At 36.8% G+C, this 18726-nt stretch carries 20 protein-coding genes; 10 read left to right on the forward strand and 10 right to left on the reverse strand.

Going from position 1 to position 18726, the window contains the following annotated elements:
- Positions 1-192 precede the first annotated feature (192 nt).
- Entirely contained in the window at positions 193-531 is a 339-nt protein-coding gene (locus Q0371_RS06965; RefSeq protein WP_298469826.1) for a DUF5412 domain-containing protein, read from the forward strand.
- Between the two features lie 160 nt (positions 532-691).
- On the opposite strand, the gene Q0371_RS06970 is transcribed toward Q0371_RS06965, so the two are convergent.
- From Q0371_RS06970 to Q0371_RS06980, 3 genes are read right to left on the reverse strand one after another with little or no spacing between them, the layout of a single operon-like run.
- Complete coding sequence (locus Q0371_RS06970) at positions 692-1162, reverse strand: nucleoside deaminase (protein WP_298469829.1); 471 nt, start codon at positions 1160-1162, stop codon at positions 692-694.
- A 39-nt stretch (positions 1163-1201) separates the two neighbouring features.
- Complete coding sequence (locus Q0371_RS06975) at positions 1202-4282, reverse strand: SMC family ATPase (RefSeq protein WP_298469784.1); 3081 nt, start codon at positions 4280-4282, stop codon at positions 1202-1204.
- Entirely contained in the window at positions 4279-5445 is a 1167-nt protein-coding gene (locus tag Q0371_RS06980; protein WP_298469787.1) for an exonuclease SbcCD subunit D, read from the reverse strand. Before Q0371_RS06980 ends, Q0371_RS06975 begins: the two co-directional genes overlap by 4 nt.
- 148 nt (positions 5446-5593) lie before the next feature.
- Between Q0371_RS06980 and putP the strand changes: the two genes are divergently transcribed.
- The 5 genes from putP to Q0371_RS07005 all read left to right on the forward strand — a co-directional run bounded on the left by putP (position 5594) and on the right by Q0371_RS07005 (position 10823).
- Entirely contained in the window at positions 5594-7084 is a 1491-nt protein-coding gene (putP, locus tag Q0371_RS06985; RefSeq protein ID WP_298469790.1) for a sodium/proline symporter PutP, read from the forward strand.
- A 157-nt stretch (positions 7085-7241) separates the two neighbouring features.
- The gene (locus tag Q0371_RS06990; RefSeq protein WP_169359320.1) at positions 7242-8294 is read left to right on the forward strand and encodes a fatty acid desaturase; all 1053 of its coding nucleotides are present in this window, start codon (positions 7242-7244) and stop codon (positions 8292-8294) included.
- Between the two features lie 86 nt (positions 8295-8380).
- Complete coding sequence (locus Q0371_RS06995) at positions 8381-9511, forward strand: sensor histidine kinase (protein WP_169359321.1); 1131 nt, start codon at positions 8381-8383, stop codon at positions 9509-9511.
- 2 nt (positions 9512-9513) lie between these two features.
- On the forward strand, positions 9514-10116 hold the full coding sequence (locus tag Q0371_RS07000) for a response regulator transcription factor (protein WP_169359322.1): 603 nt from the start codon (positions 9514-9516) through the stop codon (positions 10114-10116).
- Between the two features lie 107 nt (positions 10117-10223).
- The gene (locus tag Q0371_RS07005) at positions 10224-10823 is read left to right on the forward strand and encodes a hypothetical protein (protein ID WP_298469797.1); all 600 of its coding nucleotides are present in this window, start codon (positions 10224-10226) and stop codon (positions 10821-10823) included.
- 141 nt (positions 10824-10964) lie between these two features.
- Here Q0371_RS07005 and Q0371_RS07010 read toward each other — a convergent pair whose 3' ends face one another.
- From Q0371_RS07010 to Q0371_RS07035, 6 genes are all read right to left on the reverse strand, one after another.
- A complete protein-coding gene (locus Q0371_RS07010; protein ID WP_298469800.1) occupies positions 10965-11765 on the reverse strand; it encodes a metallophosphoesterase in 801 nt (266 codons plus the stop codon).
- A gap of 118 nt (positions 11766-11883) precedes the next feature.
- Positions 11884-12168 (reverse strand): hypothetical protein, encoded by a 285-nt coding sequence (locus Q0371_RS07015; protein ID WP_251555460.1) that lies wholly within the window; start codon positions 12166-12168, stop codon positions 11884-11886.
- A gap of 100 nt (positions 12169-12268) precedes the next feature.
- Positions 12269-12970, reverse strand: a complete 702-nt coding sequence (locus Q0371_RS07020; RefSeq protein WP_169359325.1) for a CBS domain-containing protein — start codon at positions 12968-12970, stop codon at positions 12269-12271.
- Positions 12971-12987: 17 nt separating this feature from the next.
- A complete protein-coding gene (locus tag Q0371_RS07025) occupies positions 12988-13770 on the reverse strand; it encodes an ABC transporter permease subunit (RefSeq protein WP_298469806.1) in 783 nt (260 codons plus the stop codon).
- On the reverse strand, positions 13767-14666 hold the full coding sequence (locus tag Q0371_RS07030) for an ABC transporter ATP-binding protein (protein ID WP_298469809.1): 900 nt from the start codon (positions 14664-14666) through the stop codon (positions 13767-13769). Before Q0371_RS07030 ends, Q0371_RS07025 begins: the two co-directional genes overlap by 4 nt.
- On the reverse strand, positions 14663-14860 hold the full coding sequence (locus Q0371_RS07035; protein WP_366518565.1) for a PLDc N-terminal domain-containing protein: 198 nt from the start codon (positions 14858-14860) through the stop codon (positions 14663-14665). The genes Q0371_RS07030 and Q0371_RS07035 overlap by 4 nt, the downstream gene beginning before the upstream one ends.
- 93 nt (positions 14861-14953) lie before the next feature.
- Between Q0371_RS07035 and Q0371_RS07040 the strand changes: the two genes are divergently transcribed.
- Both Q0371_RS07040 and Q0371_RS07045 read left to right on the forward strand, forming a co-directional pair.
- On the forward strand, positions 14954-15523 hold the full coding sequence (locus Q0371_RS07040) for a GNAT family N-acetyltransferase (RefSeq protein ID WP_298469812.1): 570 nt from the start codon (positions 14954-14956) through the stop codon (positions 15521-15523).
- 19 nt (positions 15524-15542) lie between these two features.
- A complete protein-coding gene (locus tag Q0371_RS07045; RefSeq protein ID WP_169359329.1) occupies positions 15543-16448 on the forward strand; it encodes a DMT family transporter in 906 nt (301 codons plus the stop codon).
- Positions 16449-16504: 56 nt separating this feature from the next.
- Here the strand turns inward: Q0371_RS07045 and Q0371_RS07050 are convergent, their stop codons facing one another.
- Positions 16505-17809, reverse strand: a complete 1305-nt coding sequence (locus tag Q0371_RS07050; protein WP_298469817.1) for an alpha/beta hydrolase — start codon at positions 17807-17809, stop codon at positions 16505-16507.
- A 276-nt stretch (positions 17810-18085) separates the two neighbouring features.
- Here Q0371_RS07050 and Q0371_RS07055 point away from each other — a divergent pair, with 276 nt between their 5' ends.
- The gene (locus Q0371_RS07055) at positions 18086-18256 is read left to right on the forward strand and encodes a hypothetical protein (RefSeq protein WP_298469820.1); all 171 of its coding nucleotides are present in this window, start codon (positions 18086-18088) and stop codon (positions 18254-18256) included.
- Entirely contained in the window at positions 18250-18525 is a 276-nt protein-coding gene (locus Q0371_RS07060; protein WP_298469822.1) for a nuclear transport factor 2 family protein, read from the forward strand. The genes Q0371_RS07055 and Q0371_RS07060 overlap by 7 nt, the downstream gene beginning before the upstream one ends.
- Positions 18526-18726 lie beyond the last annotated feature (201 nt).

The following is an 18726-nucleotide window of genomic DNA, read 5'->3' on the forward strand; positions in this document are numbered from 1 at the left end:
CTCCTAGTTTTGGACAGGTCCCTCCCGTCGCGGTAAGCGTCAAGCTGGTGCGGAAATCAATTCTACTTTTTGATTAATTAGCATAGTCTATTTTTTAATAGTTCCAATGAGGGGAAGTAATAAGATTTGGAATACAATGAACCAACTCTAAATGACAATAAAAATAAATTAAATAGACTATTAAAGGTCTTCATCATTGGAAGCTTGTTAATCGTCGGACTTGTCGGCTACGGAGTATATTGGGCTTTTTTTGATATGAATAGGTTACCAACAGGAGAATATCTTACAGAAGAGACTTCACCTAATGGAAAGTACACATTAAAAGCATATGTTACGAACGGAGGCGCAACTACGTCATATTCTGTTCGTGGCGAGCTGGTATTTAATGATAAAGATAATAAAACTAAAAACATCTATTGGAACTATCGAGAAGAAAGCGCAAATATTTCTTGGACAGATAATAATACAGTAATAATTAACGGTCATACATTAGATGTAACAAGGGAAAAATTTGATTTTAGAAGACAATAATAATCTATTTTTCTCTAATCATAGAAAAGCTCGCGAAAATGAAATTCCGCGAGCTTTCCCTCTATATATTTGAGTATTTATAGACTATATTTACTTTACCAATCTTCAGACTTATCGCTTACCCAGAAAAATCTACTATTTACTATGCATATTTTTCGTCTTATTGCCTATTACGCAATGATGTCACATTATTTGCATTTGTCTCCCAGCTAGTCATTAATTCCTTCTGTCTATTCTTTAAATCCTCAAAAGGTTCTTCCATTACTTCGATACGGTCAAATTTTTCTAGGAAGACAGAGGCATCTTTCAGTCTTTTATATCCTCCAAAACCATGGTCATCGTTTAATAACCAAACGACACGCTGAATTTTAGCAAATAGTATTCCTCCTGTACACATTGGACAAGGCTCGAGGGAGCTATAAAGCGTAAATTTCTTGTGTTTAATTTTAGCATCAAACATTGCAGTCCCAGCATTTCTTATCGCATCCATTTCTGCATGTGCCGTAATATCCTGACTAGGGTGTACTCTATTTCTACCTTTAGCAACGAGATTAAAATGCTCATCCACAATAACTGCTCCAACTGGATAAGTATTTTCCTCTAATGCTTTTTCCGCTTCCCCTAACGCCATCTCTAAAAAATATCGATCCAAGTCCATGATATCCCTCCGTTACTTAATCACAAACTTTGTTTGGCTGTAGCCTTCTTTTAGCTTCTCGACTTCAAGTATGGCAGGAATAGCCGACTTAAGCTCACTAACATGAGAAATCACACCGACCATGCGACCGGATCTTTGAAGATCTACCAACGTGTCTATCGCTTTATTTAAAGATTCCTCGTCTAGCGAACCAAAACCTTCGTCGATGAACATCGTATCAATTCTTACACTTCCGCGATAGCTTTGGATGACGTCTGCCATACCAAGCGCAAGACATAGGGAGGCATTAAATTTTTCTCCCCCTGATAATGTTTTAACATCTCGGATTTGCCCAGTGTAAGCATCATATACATCTAGACCTAGTCCACTTTGCTTGCCGTGGGTTTCCTGTCTATCACTTCTCATTAGTTGGTACTGTCCATTCGATAAATGCTTGAGTCTTTCATTCGCTGCATGAATAATCTGTTCTAAGTACTCTATTTGTATATAGCGTTCAAAAGAAATTTTCAAAGGATTTTGCCCTCTAAGTAAATCGTATAAATCGAGAATATGACTTACTTGTTGCTCTAACTTAGCAATACGATCACTGGATAATGCTATTTTTTCTTGAATTTCTATGCCCGCTTTTACGAACTCCTTAGTACTATTCAAAGTATTTAATGCAGATTCATATGCAGTTTTAAGTTGGCCTAACTCTTCTTCAAGGGTGTTCAAATCGACTTTGCTCTTACCTTCTAGCTTCTTATAACCATCCTTCACTTGTTCGGTAAATGTATGTACCGCCTGTTTATATGCTTCACAACGTTCTCTTAACGCCTTCCGCGCAGGTTCATCCATTCTTGCTTCCTCATACTCTTCTTTGGTTTCAAAACCAGCCTTTACTAGCGCTTGTAAAAATTGTTGTTTAGCCTTCTCTTGCTTAAGTATTGCTTCCTCTGCGGATTGAGTGGCATGCTCTAATCTCATTTGGGCTTTCGTATGGGATTCCTCTGCATCTTTATGTTGCTTTTGAGCCTTCTCCCATGTTTCTTCTAATAGAAGCTTTTGCTTAGTAGCAGCATTTATTTGTTCGTGAAGCTCCTCAAGATTAGAAATTGTACTTGGGATAGAGCTTTGTTTGGACTCTAGGACGGCATTTGCCTGCTCATATTCGGCCTTTGCATGGATATAATCTGCCTCAATATTATTCTTGTTTTCTTCTAATTCCTCTATTTGTCTTACACTCGTTTTGTACGTTTCTTTTAAGGAAATTAAGCTTTCTTTATCAGAACGGAGACCTTCTATTTCATTTTCTAGCTGATTTAGATCCATTTTTACTTGCTCTATATCTAGAATAGATAATTGTAGCTCTTCTAGCTGTTCCAAGATTTTTTCTATGTTCTCAAGAGCATGCTCTCGTTTGGTACGTATAGTTAAGTAGCTAGTTTCCTTACTCGTAAGATCTTTTTTCAGCATCTGCACTTGCTCATCCGTTAATATAGCTTCATGGGAATAAGTGCTTGTTGGCTTATGCTCGGTACTACCACATACAGGACAAGCTTCGCCGTCTACGAGCCTAGAGGCAAGGATACTCGCCTGATTATTAAGCCATCTGCCTTCTTCATATTGAAGAGTTTGCTGGGCTTTCAGGTATATCGTCTCTTCCTTTTCTTCTATGTTCTTCAATTCCTCAAGCTTGGACTTCTGCTGTATAAAATCCTGCATTAGTTGATATTGCCCTTTAATTTGAGAGTATTGTTGAACCTTGTTATCTAATGGATTTACTTGCTCCTCTAGTTTCTCTATTTCGTTTTTCATCAAAAGGTAGCTTGCCTTAGCTTGTTGGTATGTAGCTATTTTAAGTTCATGCTGCTCCTTGAGATTACGTTGCCTAACCTCTAACTCTTTTAACTGCCACTTCCTTTTTTCTAGGTCTTCCATTAAAGGTAATAGAGCATTTAGCTGGATTAAAGCTTCTACACTTTGTTCACGGTCTTGCTTTTTGCTTAACTCTTTGAGATAGACCTCTTCCATCTGAATTAAGGAATTAGATGTTAAGGATAGCTCCTCTTTAGCTCTAAGCAATAAGCTTTCCTTTAAATTTCCTTCAGTAACTGTTTCTTTATAGTGACTCTCGATTGCTTCTATAGTATTTGCCCGTTCTGCTGCCTCTAGTCTACTTTCTTCCTTTTTGTATGTTTCTTCCTGACTAAGAAGACGCTGGAGGTTTTGCTCTTTTAACTCAAGCTCCTCCAACTGGGTATTGGTGTTTTTAGCATTGTAATAGGCTGATTGCTTTGCTACCTGATTTTCATATGCCTCTTCACAGAGGAGCTCGTCTTTTTCTATCTTATCTCGGTAATAATTAGTCTCAGCCTGTAAAGCATCCTTTAATTGGAATATATTATAATTACCTTCCTCCAGGAGGTCAAAAAGAATAGACTCACGTTTTGGAAAAGAGGCCATAATCTGTTCCGAATAACTATTACGCGTGTTTTCTTCTTTTTTAAGCTCTGCCTCAGCAACTAATTTTTTCTCTTTAAGTCTTTCATTAATCAGCCTGTAGGGTTCTGTTTTAAATATTTTTCGAAGAATTGCTTCCTTGTTTTCAGTAGAAGAGGTTAATAGCTTCCGAAATTCACCTTGTGGCAGCATGACAATTTGGCTGAACTGATCTTGCGTAAGTCCAATGATATCCTCTATTTTCTTGTTAATCTCTGAAACTATTTGTCTTTCAACAACAGGTACTTCCCCTGTCTCCTTTATTTCGAAGAACTCATATTTTTCTCCCGTTGAGCTTTTATTTCCTTTTTTAACGTGAGGAAGCTGTCTTAAAATACGATATTTGCGGTTAAATATTTCAAATATCAATTCAACAGAAGTATGCGTTTGATCCAATGCAAAATCACTGCGCAACATTTTTGTATCTTTTCTATCCTCTCCACTCCCAGAGCCATAAAGGGCAAAGCTTATTCCATCAAATATTGTCGTTTTTCCTGCTCCAGTAGCTCCAGATATGACAAATAATCGATGATCCATCAAATCCAGGAAGTTAATCGTTTCCGTATATTTATAGGGACCGAATGCTGTCATTTTTAACTGAATAGGCTTCATGCTCTGCTTCCTCCTTCTCTTTCTTCAAGCATCAATCCGGAAAGTACTTCCTTAAATAGTTCTTTTGTTTCCTCTGCCGGAGATTGTCCCTTGATTTCCTCATAGAAGGATTCAAATAGCATTAAGTCATCCATCTTCTGACGACTTTTTGGTTCTGCTGCTTTTCCTATTCCAAAGGATTGGAATACTTTTCTTTCTACATGCATGGCATTTGGATATACAGTTCGAATTTGCTCCATTGGTGAAAGTACTGGCGTATCATCTAGTAACTTTACGAAAATGTAATCCTCGCTTGTAGGATGCTGTAAAATGTCATTCAAATAGCCTTCCACTGTGCGCATATCTCTTTTAGGGGTAAGTAATCTTTTTTCTACTTTTGCACACCCTTTTTCATCTATTTCTACTATTAGAAAGCCTTTTTTATGGTGTTCCTCTGAAATGGAATATTTTAAAGGAGATCCGGCGTATTGAATGGTTTCATTTTGCACAAAATGTGCTTGATGAAGATGGCCTAACGCGGTGTACTTGAAGTTCTTAAATAGCGAAGCATCTACATACTCAGCTCCACCAATGGCAAGCGGTCTTTCTGACTCACTAGTATTATCCTCTTCCCGACCTTGAGGAGTAACAAAGGCATGTCCTACAAATACATGTCTTTTCGAGAAATCCATTTGCAATTCAATAGCCTCCACTATTTTTTTCATGGCTAGCTGATGACTGGTGATCGCTTCGTCCTCGAGTATAAACCTAACCTGAGAAGGGTCCATATACGGGATTAGATGAAATTCTACTTCTCCATATTCATCACTGATTGTCACAGAATTAAACTCTTTTGTTAGTTGTCCCACAATATGTAAACCAGTTTCTTTCATAATGTTTCTTCCAAAATTTAAACGCCCTGGGCTGTCATGGTTTCCCGCAATACTTAAAACAGGAGTCTGATGTTTTAATACAATCTCTGCAAGTATATTGTCCAACAAATTTACAGCTTCTGCAGGTGGTACAGCACGGTCATATAAATCTCCTGCTATGATTACTACATCTGGCTTTTCTTCCTCAATTGCTTTTATAAATGAAGCCAACACATGTCTCTGATCTTCTGTCATATAGATTCCTTGTACTAATTTACCTAAATGCCAGTCGGCTGTGTGAAATATTTTCATGAGTAATTACCCTCCTACACTGAAGATTTTATGTTAATTTATATCTATTTTATCATTTAAGGAGGACAGGTTATATTAACTTGCCGAGATTTCATATAAAGTTAAATAGTAAATATGTAAAGATTATGATTAAAAGGAGGATTTTTATATGTCACCAGAAACTTATCAATTGATAGCCATATCTATCTATATGGTTGCCATGCTTGCTATCGGATATTATTCGTATAGAAAAACCGTTAATCTGACTGATTATATGCTAGGAGGACGTTCACTCGGCCCAGCTGTTACCGCTTTAAGTGCAGGAGCTGCTGATATGTCTGGGTGGCTCCTAATGGGATTACCAGGAGCAATCTATCTACATGGTATGGGAGAAGCTTGGATAGCGGTTGGTTTAACAATTGGAGCGTATTTAAACTGGCTATATGTAGCACCACGCTTACGTGTCTACACACAGGTCTCTAATGATTCCATTACTATTCCGAGTTACTTAGAAAGTCGCTTGAAGCAATCTTCCCGTTTATTACGAGTTGCCTCAGGTCTCATTATCCTTTTATTCTTTACTTTTTATGTATCATCAGGAATGGTTGCTGGAGGAGTATTTTTTGAAAGCTCATTTGGACTAGACTACCATACTGGCTTGTTAGTTGTATCAGCGGTTACAGTAGCCTACACTCTGTTTGGTGGCTTCCTAGCCGTTAGCTATACGGATTTCCTACAAGGTCTTCTTATGTTTCTCGCACTAATTTTCGTTCCCATTATTGGCTTATTTGCAACTGGGGGAATAGATACAACTGTAGATTCAATCAAGGCGGTTAATCCAACTCATTTAAGCCTGATCGCTGGTACTACAACTGCAGGGATTATATCATCCTTAGCATGGGGTCTTGGTTACTTTGGACAGCCCCATATTATTGTTCGTTTTATGGCTATTAGTTCAGTAAAAGAAACAAAGAATGCTCGTCGCATTGGTATAGGGTGGATGATTCTAAGCTTAGTTGGAGCTATTTCCACTGCTCTTGTTGGACTAGCATATTACCAACAAAACCCTAATCTAACTCTTACTGATCCAGAAGCTATATTTATCTCACTTGGCCAAATTGTGTTCCACCCATTCATTGCAGGTCTTGTGCTTGCTGCTGTTTTAGCAGCCGTTATGAGTACAATCTCGTCTCAGCTAATCGTTACTTCCTCTGCATTAATAGAGGACTTGTATAAAGCATTTATAAAAACAGATGCTTCTGATCGAACATATGTAAATTATGGTCGTATCGCTGTACTAGCAGTATCCATAATTGCTGCTGTGCTTGCTTGGGAACAAAACGAGACTATTTTAGGCCTTGTAGCCTTTGCATGGGCAGGCTTCGGTGCATCATTTGGTCCTGTCATTTTACTTTCATTATATTGGAAAAAGATCACTTCTCATGGTGCTCTTGCAGGAATGGTCGTAGGGGCTGTTACTGTAGTCATCTGGGGTAATAATGAAGCACTTTCAGATGCATTATATGAAATTGTTCCCGGCTTCTTTTTAGCTCTGATCTTTACTGTGGTAGTAAGTTTGTTAACCTACAAGCCTAATGCTGAGATTGAAAAAGAATTCGATGACACCGTTCAACTATTAAAAGAAGAGCGTAAAAAATAATAAGTAAAGGGCTAACCTCACACTGCAGGTTAGCCCTTTTCTATATATTGTCCTATATGATACTTGTCATAGTGTTGACTTGACGTTTATGCCTACTCCTAAGACCAGCATTGCTTTATAGTTAACATAACGAAATATGTATATAGGAGGAATTATAATGAGTAGAGAAAAAACACTTGAATTACGTAAGAATGTAAAACCATTTGAAAATTCCGAGTTGAAGAAAAGCATAGTACAGCTCATCAATACAATTCCACCATTTTTTATCCTCTGGTTTTTAGCTTATTTAAGCCTCGACATTTCTGTATGGTTGACTGTTGGATTATCCATCATTGCTGCAGGATTTGTCGTTCGTATATTTATTATCTTCCACGATTGCACACACGGATCTTTCTTTAAAAATAAAAAAGCTAATAATATAACAGGAACTATTACAGGTATCATCACCTTATTTGCATACGAGAAGTGGAAGCGTGAGCATAACATTCATCATGCAACTAGTGGTAATTTAGACAAACGTGGCGTTGGTGACATTTGGATGATGACAGTCGAAGAGTATATAGAGGCTTCACCGATGAAGCGCCTTTCTTACCGACTATATCGTAATCCAATTGTTATGTTCGGTTTAGGACCTGCCTTGTTATTTCTAGTAAGTAATCGTATTAACCGTAAAGGCGCTAAAGGAAAAGAGCGCTATAATACGTATCTTATTAACATTTCAGTAATTGCTATTTATTCTTTCATGATTTGGCTAATTGGCTGGCAAGCATTTGCCATTATACAAGGAACTATTCTTTTTGTAGCAGGAGCTTTAGGGATTTGGTTGTTCTACGTACAGCATCAGTTTGAAGATTCCTACTTCGAAGATGAGAAAGAATGGGATTATGTAAAAGCTGCGATCGAAGGAAGCTCTTACTACAAATTACCAAGAGTGCTACAATGGGTAACAGGAAACATTGGTTTCCATCACGTTCATCATTTAAGTCCAAGAGTACCTAATTACAACTTAGAAAAAGCACATGAATCTACACCACCCTTACACAAAGCTACAACTATAAATCTTCGTACAAGTTTACAATCTATTCATTTCCGTTTATTTGATGAAGAGAACAAAAGCTTTGTAACCTTTAAAGAGATTAAGCATTTGCTTAAGCAATCTAAAGATGCAGTAAATCTTAATGCTAAAAATACAACAATTGAAGGAAAATAGACCTCTCTTAAAACCATTCCTTATCCACTAGGGGGTGGTTTTACTTTATAATAAAAGAAAGTGTATATGTGAAAGGTGTCTGTTAAATGAATAAATGGTATCAGATTTTCCCTAAAGCTCCCTGGCTAAGTATTTATGCTTGGGTCGTATTTTGTATCTTTCCTTTTTTCTTTATTTTTCGTTCAAACGAGCTATCTGAAATCATTATAGGTCTGCTCTTCACAGGAATATTCTTTCTTGCATACCGTCTTTCTTTTAAGTCGACAGGTTGGTTTTTATATGTTTGCTTAGCTATTGAAATAATAATTAGCTTATTGATGACCTATTATTATGGGTATATTTACTTTTCTATCTTTCTTTCCTTTTTTATCGGGAATATTACACAAAGATTGGGCTTCTTCTTAATATATAGCCTAAATATTCTCTCCACCTTAACTGCTGTTATTATCGGCTTTTATATAAAAATAGAATTATTTATTTCTCAATGGCCATTTTTGGTTATATGTATACTTGGGGTAATTTTATTGCCTTTTAGTACTTATAATCGTCATAAGCGAGAAATGCTAGAAGGCCAACTAGAAGATGCTAATCAGCGTATTGCTCAATATATGGTTATTGAAGAACGCGAAAGAATAGCAAGAGACCTACATGATACACTTGGTCAAAAGCTTTCCTTGATTGGTTTGAAAAGCGACTTAGCTGGAAGGCTAATGGATAAGGACCCTGAAGCTGCTAAGCATGAAATTCAAGATATTCATCAAACAGCTCGTTCTGTTTTAAAAGAGGTACGTGAGCTCGTTACAAACATGCGTGGTACTAAATTGGAGGATGAGATTTATAGAGTGCAGCAAATACTTAATGCAGCAGGTATTTCTTGTAAGTTTAGTGGCTCCCTTCATCTTGTTAAAACACCGCCTATTGTTGAAAACATGCTAAGTATGTGTCTGAAGGAATCCGTGACTAATGTGGTAAAACATAGTGGAGCCACTGCCTGCTCTATTTCATTAAAGCAGTCAGCAAGGGAAACTTTATTAAAAGTACACGATAATGGAAAAGGATTAGACCTTAGTAAAGACTGGATTAAAGGTCATGGATTGCAAGGGATTAGGGAGCGACTGGAATTTGTTAATGGTACACTAGATATTTATTCAAAAAATGGTACAACGATTAATATCAGAGTACCAAATGTAATATTACAAACACGGCAGGAGGATTAGACATGATACGAATTGTCATCGCTGAAGATCAACGAATGGTTTTAGGAGCACTTGGATCTCTTCTAAATTTGGAAGAAGACATGGAAGTAGTAGGTAAAGCGAATAACGGAGAGGAAGCTCTTGCTCTTATTAAGCAGCTTCAACCTGATATTTGTATTATGGATATCGAAATGCCTATTAAAAGTGGATTAGATGCAGCTGAGGAATTAAAGGATCACCCATGTAAGGTAATCATCTTAACTACCTTTGCACGCTCAGGCTATTTTGAAAGAGCGCGTAAAGCAGGCGTAAATGGATACCTTTTAAAAGATAGCCCTAGTGAGGAGCTGGCTAACTCAATCCGAATAATTATGGATGGTCGACGGATCTATGCTCCAGAATTAGTTGATATGGCCTTTGAAGAAGAAGAAAATCCGTTAACAGATAGAGAGAGTCAAGTGCTTGAGCTAATTGCTAACGGGAAAAATACGAAAGAAATCGCAAGTGAGTTATATATTACCCCTGGTACTGTCCGAAACTATATTTCCGTTATATTAGAAAAGCTTCAAGTGGGAAATAGAATTGAGGCAATCTCTCGCTTTAAAGAAAAAGGTTGGTTTAAATAATTTCTTTCCCCTGTTACCATTTTCCATATTTTACGTCTAATACCTTAACACCATTATTAGCTGGTGATTTGTATTAAGTAAATCCTTTAGCAAAGAGGAGTGAAAATATGAAAAAGAGGTATTTGGCTTTGACCATAGTTATTATTTCAGTGGTAACCATTTTAATCATATTTTTGCCAAATATGATTAGTCAGGTTAAAGCTCCTAGTAAAGAGATAGCTGAGGAAAATCAACAATCGGATTCGAAGGGATCTGCATATGAACCCTCTAAAAAACAAGTCGATTACATGATTACCTTTGATGAAGATATTTATAAATTAGTGGAGGGTGATCAGTCGGATACCCTCACTACTAAAGTACCTTTAGAAGAAAAATATCCAGAGGTTTCATTAAAAATAGAACAGATAAATGATCAATCCCCTGAGGAGCTCCTTCCTATTCTAGAGATGCAAATGGGTGTTGACTATACTAGCCCTAAAGAAACGGAAAAGGTTATTGATCCAGTGGTTGGATACTGGCTACATGCAATTAGTCACGATTCAGCCGGGCTAACCAACTGGGATAGTCCTGTTGGTGATATCTATATCATAGATAATGGCGTTGGAGGAAGCTTTGTTATTACACAAAAGTACTTTCTAGAGGCCGCAGAAGGACATGGTTCGAATTTCCGATCTATTTTAGAGACCTTTCAAATAGTTGAAAAGTAATTATTTATAGCGAGTAGGAGGACAATAATCGTTCAAACACTCGCTTTTTTTAATCGTTGATTGCACAAAAAAAGGCACTATCTGTTTCAAATGAACAGACAATACCTTATTTAAAAAAACAATCACCTTCAAACAGCGTGATTATATACTTTTTAATGTAACCACGATTAACTCTGGAGTGTTAAAGACTCTAATGGGAACCAAGCTGTTTCCTAACCCCCGACTCACAATCATAGTCGTTTCCTTTTCTTTATATGTTCCTGCAGTGTATTTTGGAAACCACCCTTGTCCTGGTGCCACTAACCCACCTAAACCAGGAATTCTAAATTGACCTCCGTGCGCATGACCAGAAAATACTAAATCCATTTCAGAATTAACATAATCATGAAATACCTCTGGTCTATGAGATAGCACAAGGGTATAATCCTGGCTGCTTTCAAAGTTTTCTAGCTGCTCTCGAACAAGCAAACCACTTAAAGGATCCTCAATGCCGATAATACGCATTTTCTCCCCATTATATTCAACCGTTACTTCCTCATTGGATAAAACATGGACACCAATCTCCATTAAAGAAGTTTTAATGTGATTAACATCATTTGTAGCAATTTCATGATTTCCAGTAACATAGTAAACCGGTGCTATACTAATAATTTGATTGACTAGATCCAAGCTATTTTGTAAGTCATATCGATTGCTGTCGATTATATCTCCTGTGATAAAAATAATATCCGGGTTTACATCCTTAATCTTATGTACGAGTTTTGCTTGCTTATCACCAAATGTGGCATCATGTAAATCGGATATCTGCAAAATCTTCCATTCATTAAAACTAGCTGGAATCTTCTCTGATTCTATTATTACTTCGTTAATACTTACTCGAGTGTTCCCTATGTAAAGTAGCACAGCTAATATAACTACTAATAAAACAATCCATTTTTTCATCTAAAATCTCCTAGTCTATTTGCAAAAAACGATACCCCTGAGAAATTTAATAAATCCCCATAAATGTATGGGGATTGTTAAATTTTGTCGGTTATTATAATTTCCCAGGAAATAAGTGCTAATAATTTACACCTTGAAATGCAGCAAGGAAGAATACTATTATAACAATATATATTATTATAACTAACCCTATAGAAATAGCCATCCAAATAAGTGATGCTCGAGCAAAATTACGTCTTGGGTCTGGATTACCAAATCCCCAAATGAATAACATAACCAGATTAACAATGGGAATAGCCATAATCAGCATAGTGATGATCCATTCCATTACAGTCATCTCAGTTGACGTTTTTATTGCCGAGCCATCTTTATAATGTAACTGCCCCTCTTCATACGTATTCACTTACAATCCTCCATCCCTATTATAGTTTACATGATAAAATCACGTCCACTTCCATTTTACGTCATAAAAGGGAAAATAGTCATCTGATAAATGATTATTTTTAAATTTTCATCATACTCATTGGAGTTACAATTCCTATTAGTTGGTTACTCAGTTTTCCATCCTTAGTAATTAGCAGTGCTTCTAATCTCTTTCCTCGTCCAATTGCTGATTTAAAAACTTCTAGCGCCTCATACACGGACATCTCTGCTTCAACAAAGCGGTGATTCTCTCTATTACTTTCATGTTTCAAAATTTCACCCAGGGTTGCTTTTTTCCTTGAGAAACTCTTGGACTCTACCTCACTTGCCATCCACATAGTAATTCCTACTGGTGTGATAAGACCTTTAAATTTATCCCCATTATACACAGGAAATTGATTGTATTTCTTATCCTTAATAACCTGGAGGGCATAGCTTAAAGAATCTGTTTCCTGAAAGGTAGTTACTTCTCCGGAGAACATATTTCCTACTGTGACAGGCTTGCTTAAAGCCTCTTCGATTTCTTCCATCTTTGCTACTACCTCTTCATGGGGTTCTGCTATCGCATATTCCATAGTTGTACGATGGTGCACGATTGCGTTTCTTAAGTCACCATATTCTCGAAGATCTGCTTCATATCGTCTTAGTACAGCGTTTTTTTTCTTAGCGAAATCGATTAACCTAAAAAAGGATAAGTGTTCCTGAGTATCAGCTATATCTCTCATGATTTTATCTAATCTATTGTAAGAAGTGATAAAACGATCCGAGTTGCGTAATGTCATATATAAGTCTCCTCTTATTATATTTTAGCTTTCCAGACGTTGTTTTTGGTAAAAAAAACTGCCCCCATCAATAAGAAGCTGATTGCTAATATCGTAATTAAGATACTCCATATATATGAGCTACTTTCAACATCACCGTTCAAAACATAACCAGCATACATTGGCAACTTCCATGGGGAGATAGTCCAGTATGTGCCTAGCAGCCCGTCTATAACCTGAACAATTATTACCAAAACAAAAGACACCGAAGAAGCCATTCCAGTTGATAAGGCAGCACTAGTAAATAAAACAATACTAATCACGAATAAAAGCCACAGAACATAAATACTAGTAAATTCTATAAAACTTAAGAAATCTATCGCTCCAAAAAGTATGGATGTATAATATAAGCTAGCTACTATTCCTAAAATAAAACTACCTAAAACAATTATACTCAAGATCGCCAATTTACTTCCTACATAACCTGTAAATGAAAGTGGTCGAACGTATAATAAAGTTGCCGTACCATTCTTTCGTTCCCTTGAAATAATACCCGAAAAAGCTAGAATAACTACTAACATGCCGATTAACTGATATTGACTAATGGTGGACATTAATATTTGTTCAGAGGTCATGGAAGGAAATTCAATGACTGTTCCTTCAGGTAAATTTCCAACAGAGCTTAGGATTTGAGGCATGTAGTAGTTCATGACAGGCTCTGTAATCCCAAATAGAATAAACACAAGAGGAATCCAGAGAATCTTAAAATTACGGATGTTTTCTCTCCATTCCTTTTGAAACAAAACAAGAAATGTATTCATTGTTTGTTCACCACCTGCATAAATATTTCTTCGAGATTAGCCGATGCCTTCTCTATCCTTTGAACAGTCCAATCTCCTACAGACGCATATGCTAAAATCTCTTGCATTCGCGGTTCGTTTTCCCTTATAGGAATATAGACAGAGGACCCTTTTTGTTTTACATTCCAAGGGGAGCTACTTGAAAAAACTTTAGCCTCTTCTTCTAAGGAAAAGATAATTTTAATCATAGGATTTGCGTATTTTTCACGTACATCCGATAATGAACCTTGCTCTACCAGCTCACCATTTCTCAAAAATAATAGCTGATCCGTCATTTCTTCCGCATCATTTAAAATATGAGTCGAATAAAGAATAGTAGTTCTTTCTTGAAGTTCCTTTAAAAGATTTAAAATCTCTCTTCTGCCTACTGGATCCAATGCAGAAACTGGTTCATCTAATAAAAGAAGGGATGGATTATGTACAATTGCCTGGGCTAATCCTAATCGTTGTTTCATCCCTCCTGAAAACGTACCTGTTTTTTTCTTTTTTACATTACCGAGCCCCACAAAATCTAAGATTTTTTCTGACTCCTTCACGGCAACTCTAGCATCTACCCCACTTAACTTTGCAGTCATCTCTGTAAATTCAATTGCAGAAAGCCATGAGAAAAACTTAGGATATTGAGGTAAAAAACCTATCATCCTACGCGCGTCCTCCTGATTATTCTCCAGAATAATATCGCCAAACGATGGATTTACTAGTCCTGTAAGCATAGAAAGTGTAGTTGTTTTACCTGCACCATTGGGACCGATTAAGGCTGTAGAAGTATTTTTCATTAATGAAAAGGAAACATCTTTCACTACTTTTTCTCTTCCATATTGCTTGGTTAATGATTGAACAGTTAGTAATGTATTCATTCGTTACGTCTCCCCACTATGAAATAGATAATAGAACCTATTATTCCTGATATGAAAATAATTATTGCCCAAAGCCACTTAGGACCATTTGTGTCGTATACCTTTATCAGATCTACAAAGGCAACAATCATTAAAATAAATTGTAAAATAACAATGGGTAATATTAATTCCCAAGGTATTGTTGAAAGATCCAATATGATTCCTCCTTTTTTAATTTCCAATTATAGCTTTTATAAAAGAAAGCTTTCACAAACTATGTTATAATAGCAAATTGGGGGGTGAATTGAATGGAAATTGTAATAAGAAAAGCTATTAAAGCAGATGCCGAATCATCAGTTCCTCTAATTATGGAAGCAATCGGTGACATTTCGATGCAAATGACTGGAGAAACTGAAGAATCAGCGATCACCCAGGAGTTCATTCACTTATTTACTCAAACCAGCAATCGTCATTCCTATTTAAATACCTACGTTGCAGAAATGGAAGGTCAAATTGCTGGAGTACTAGTTTTTTATACTGCTGAACAAGCAGTTACTTTGGATGCTAATTTAGAGCAGTATCTCTCAGCCAAAAAGGGTGAACAGGTGACGATAGATAAAGAGACGCTACCTGGCGAATGGTATATAGATACTGTAGTTGTCGATCCAGCCTATCGTGGACATGGCATTGGAACGAAGCTGTTAAATTTTGCTGAAAAAGTAGTCAAAAATAACGGTGGCGGGAAACTCTCCTTGAATGTAGAAACTGAGAAAGAGGCTGCAATCCGCTTATATAATCGTCTAGGATTTGAAAATGTTTGTCCTTGGACAATTATCGGCGAGCCTTTCTATCACATGGTGAAAACGGTAGGCCCCTGATTGAAGGAGAAGCAAGGTTATGAAATTATGGATCTACCCCTTAATGGTTGTCTTCGCAGCCAGCTGTTACGGGACTTTATCAACTATGGTAAAATTAGCAATTGGACAAGGCTATACAGCTTCAGAAGCTGTTTCTAGTCAGTACATTGTTGGTTTCCTATTAGCATTAGTCATCTACATGGTGACACAAAGAAAAATACCACGTCTTTATGGCGGGTTTAAAATTATACTGTTAGCAGGGATTTTTACAGCAACTACGGGTATTGTCTATGGACAAGCCCTTATATATTTACCAGCCTCCCTAGCAGTAGTCATGCTCTTCCAGTTTACGTGGATCGGTACTTTGATTGATTGTATAATAAGAAAAAGATTACCTTCTCGAGCAGAAGTTATCTCCCTTGTTATTTTATTCGCCGGTACACTGCTAGCTGCAGGGGTATTAGATGTCGATTTGAGTGGAATTGACTGGAGAGGCTGGGTATATGGTTTCGCAGCAGCGATTTCCTTCTCACTTAATATGAACATTAATACTAAACAAGTAGAGGGAATGAATACTACTACTCGTTTACTTTGGGTTTCCTTTATCGCCGCTTTAATGATCTCTGTCTTCCAAAGTCCAGAAATCATGTGGAACGGTAAACTATTTACGGAATCTCTACTTTACTTGGGACTAGGCTTAGGATTACTAGGTATCATTATCCCTATTTATTTCTTCGTAATCGCTGTACCAAAAGTTGGCGGCGCAGTTTCATCTATTCTAAGTGCAATGGAATTACCTGTAGCTGTAATGGTATCTGTACTTGTGTTAAGCGAGGCACTTACTTGGTTACAAGTTATAGGTATCGTCATTATTCTGATAGGTATGTGTATTCCAACGATTGCAGATATTCGAAGAAAGCAAAAGCAACAAAAGCCTATTGTGTAGGTCGAAACGCTGAACTCACCGTTCAGCGTTTTTTTATTTGTTCGGTTTCTGGTGTTTTACTTTATAAATTCAATTATGGCATCCATTAGACCTTCTGCTAACGGTAGACTTGGATCTGTATATGTCGCCATATTCCCTGTCTCATCAGATGGGGATTCTTTTAGCACATGGTTCATTTTCTCAATTATTAGAAGCTCAGAATCTTTTGCTTGATGTAGAAGCTCAGCATCACTACTAGGGACTTGCAAATCTGCTGTACCGTTTATAAGTAATATTCTTGCATCCAACTTTTTAATCTGTTCAATAGGATTGTATTGAAGCCAGGAAATCATATAAGGTTGTACAGATGGACGAAATATACTGTGTAATTCATTAGACACTTCCTCTACCTGTTCACCTTGCTTAAGCTTATTAATTACTTTTTCAGATTCACTCATAAGCTCACTTGGCAACTGATTGCTTAACTGTTCTAATAGAATTTCATCTATTTGCCTACCTGCCCCTGCTAATGAGACGAATACAGTCGCTCCTGCCTCTTGAGCAGCAATCATTCCTACAAGAGAACCCTCACTGTGTCCGATGAACCCTATATCGCTAAAACGATCGTCTTCTTTCGCAAAATCTGCCCAAGAAACAGCATCCTCAATATAGTGGTTAAATCTTAAGTCCTCTTCTTTAGTAGCAAGGCCCATATTTAAGCCAACGCCTCTTTTGTCGTAGCGGATGCTGGCAATTCCTTCTGCAGCTAATTCTTCTGCGATCATTTTTAAGCTATTATTTTTCCCTACCATTACTAAGGAGTTACCATTACGATCAGTGGGTCCCGAGCCAGCAAGAATGATCATAAGTGGGAACCGTCCTTCCCCCTCAGGAATCTCAATTTGACCAATCATTTTCCCTCCATTTACTTCTAATTCTTCTAAATGCTCAGCCTTAGCTACATCAGTTACCTTAGTAAGTTCAAATGGAAACGACTGACCTTGTTGTGTAAACGTACCTGCCATTTTTTCATCCTGCAGCTTCCCAGCAAAGGTTATTTTTTGTCCCGGAAGTGGCATGTTAAAGGTAATATCCTTATCGTTTAAGGAAATGTTCGTTAATGGGTGATCATTTAACCCTTGAATCGGGATACTAATCAAGCCTTCTTCATTTGTGAATTTAATACTAATTGGGAGTGGTTGATTAGGAACCTTAATGGATCCTTCCCACACTCCCTCTACCATTTCTAAAGAAACATTTGTACTCGTCTCTTCCTTATCTTTAGACACCTCTTCCCCTCCTTGCTTATCACTATCACTACACCCAGAAAGTAAAATATGAAATAGTAATAAGCTTAATATAAGCGCTTTTTTATAATTCATTTAGATCCACCTTTCTGTTCTATTTATAGTATAACAGTATTACTAGAAAGAAGTAAATAATTTTCAGTTTATTTTAAAGGTTTTTGCATTGTTAAGTTCTTTTTTAAAAACATACTAGCGGGAAAGTAGAATTTATATTTTCATATAAAGAATTATGTTTATGGAATTTATAATGAAGTAACAATTAGGTTAGTTGAAAGAGGAAAAAATGTTCGAGTATAGAATACATTTATATCAGCATTCTTACATTTCTAAATTAGAAAGGGGTTGCATTAAATGACCGAGGTTTTTTTAAAGGTTCAAGACGTACTTGAAAATTACAAAACAGCAGTTTACGAAAAAGATGTTGAAAAATTCTTATCTATATATGCGCCTAACGTGCATATTTATGACTCCTGGGAAACTGGGAGAGCAAGGGGATTTCTTCATGGAAGGAAAGCGTGGTAGAGTGGTTTAACGGATTGAGCGAGGACCGCATTCTACTCAAAGTCGATTTTAGTGACCTAGTCATTGATGAAAATTCACATCTCGCATTTGTATATTGTGCGGTAACTTTTGCTGCGCACCTAGAAGAATCTGATGAGAAAATTCGTCAAATGACAAATCGAATCACATATTGTTTAAAAAAAGTGAACGAATCTTGGTTTATAGCTCACGAACATTCATCGTTGCCCATAAATATAGAGACTGGTAAGGGAATTTTTAATTTGAAGTGAAAAAAAATTGGGATTGGAGATAAAGAAATTCCAGCTTTATTTACTTTTTTCTAACTGACGTTTTCAGTTCATTTTTTATGTGTATTATTAAATTACCTTTACCTTAAACAAAGACTTCTTTAAATATAATAAAATAGTCGCCACCAATTACTCGGTGACGACTTCCTTTAGTTGCCCAGCGACGTCCTACTCTTGCAGGGG

Source organism: uncultured Psychrobacillus sp., from assembly GCF_938022135.1.
Taxonomy (GTDB): Bacteria; Bacillota; Bacilli; order Bacillales_A; family Planococcaceae; genus Psychrobacillus.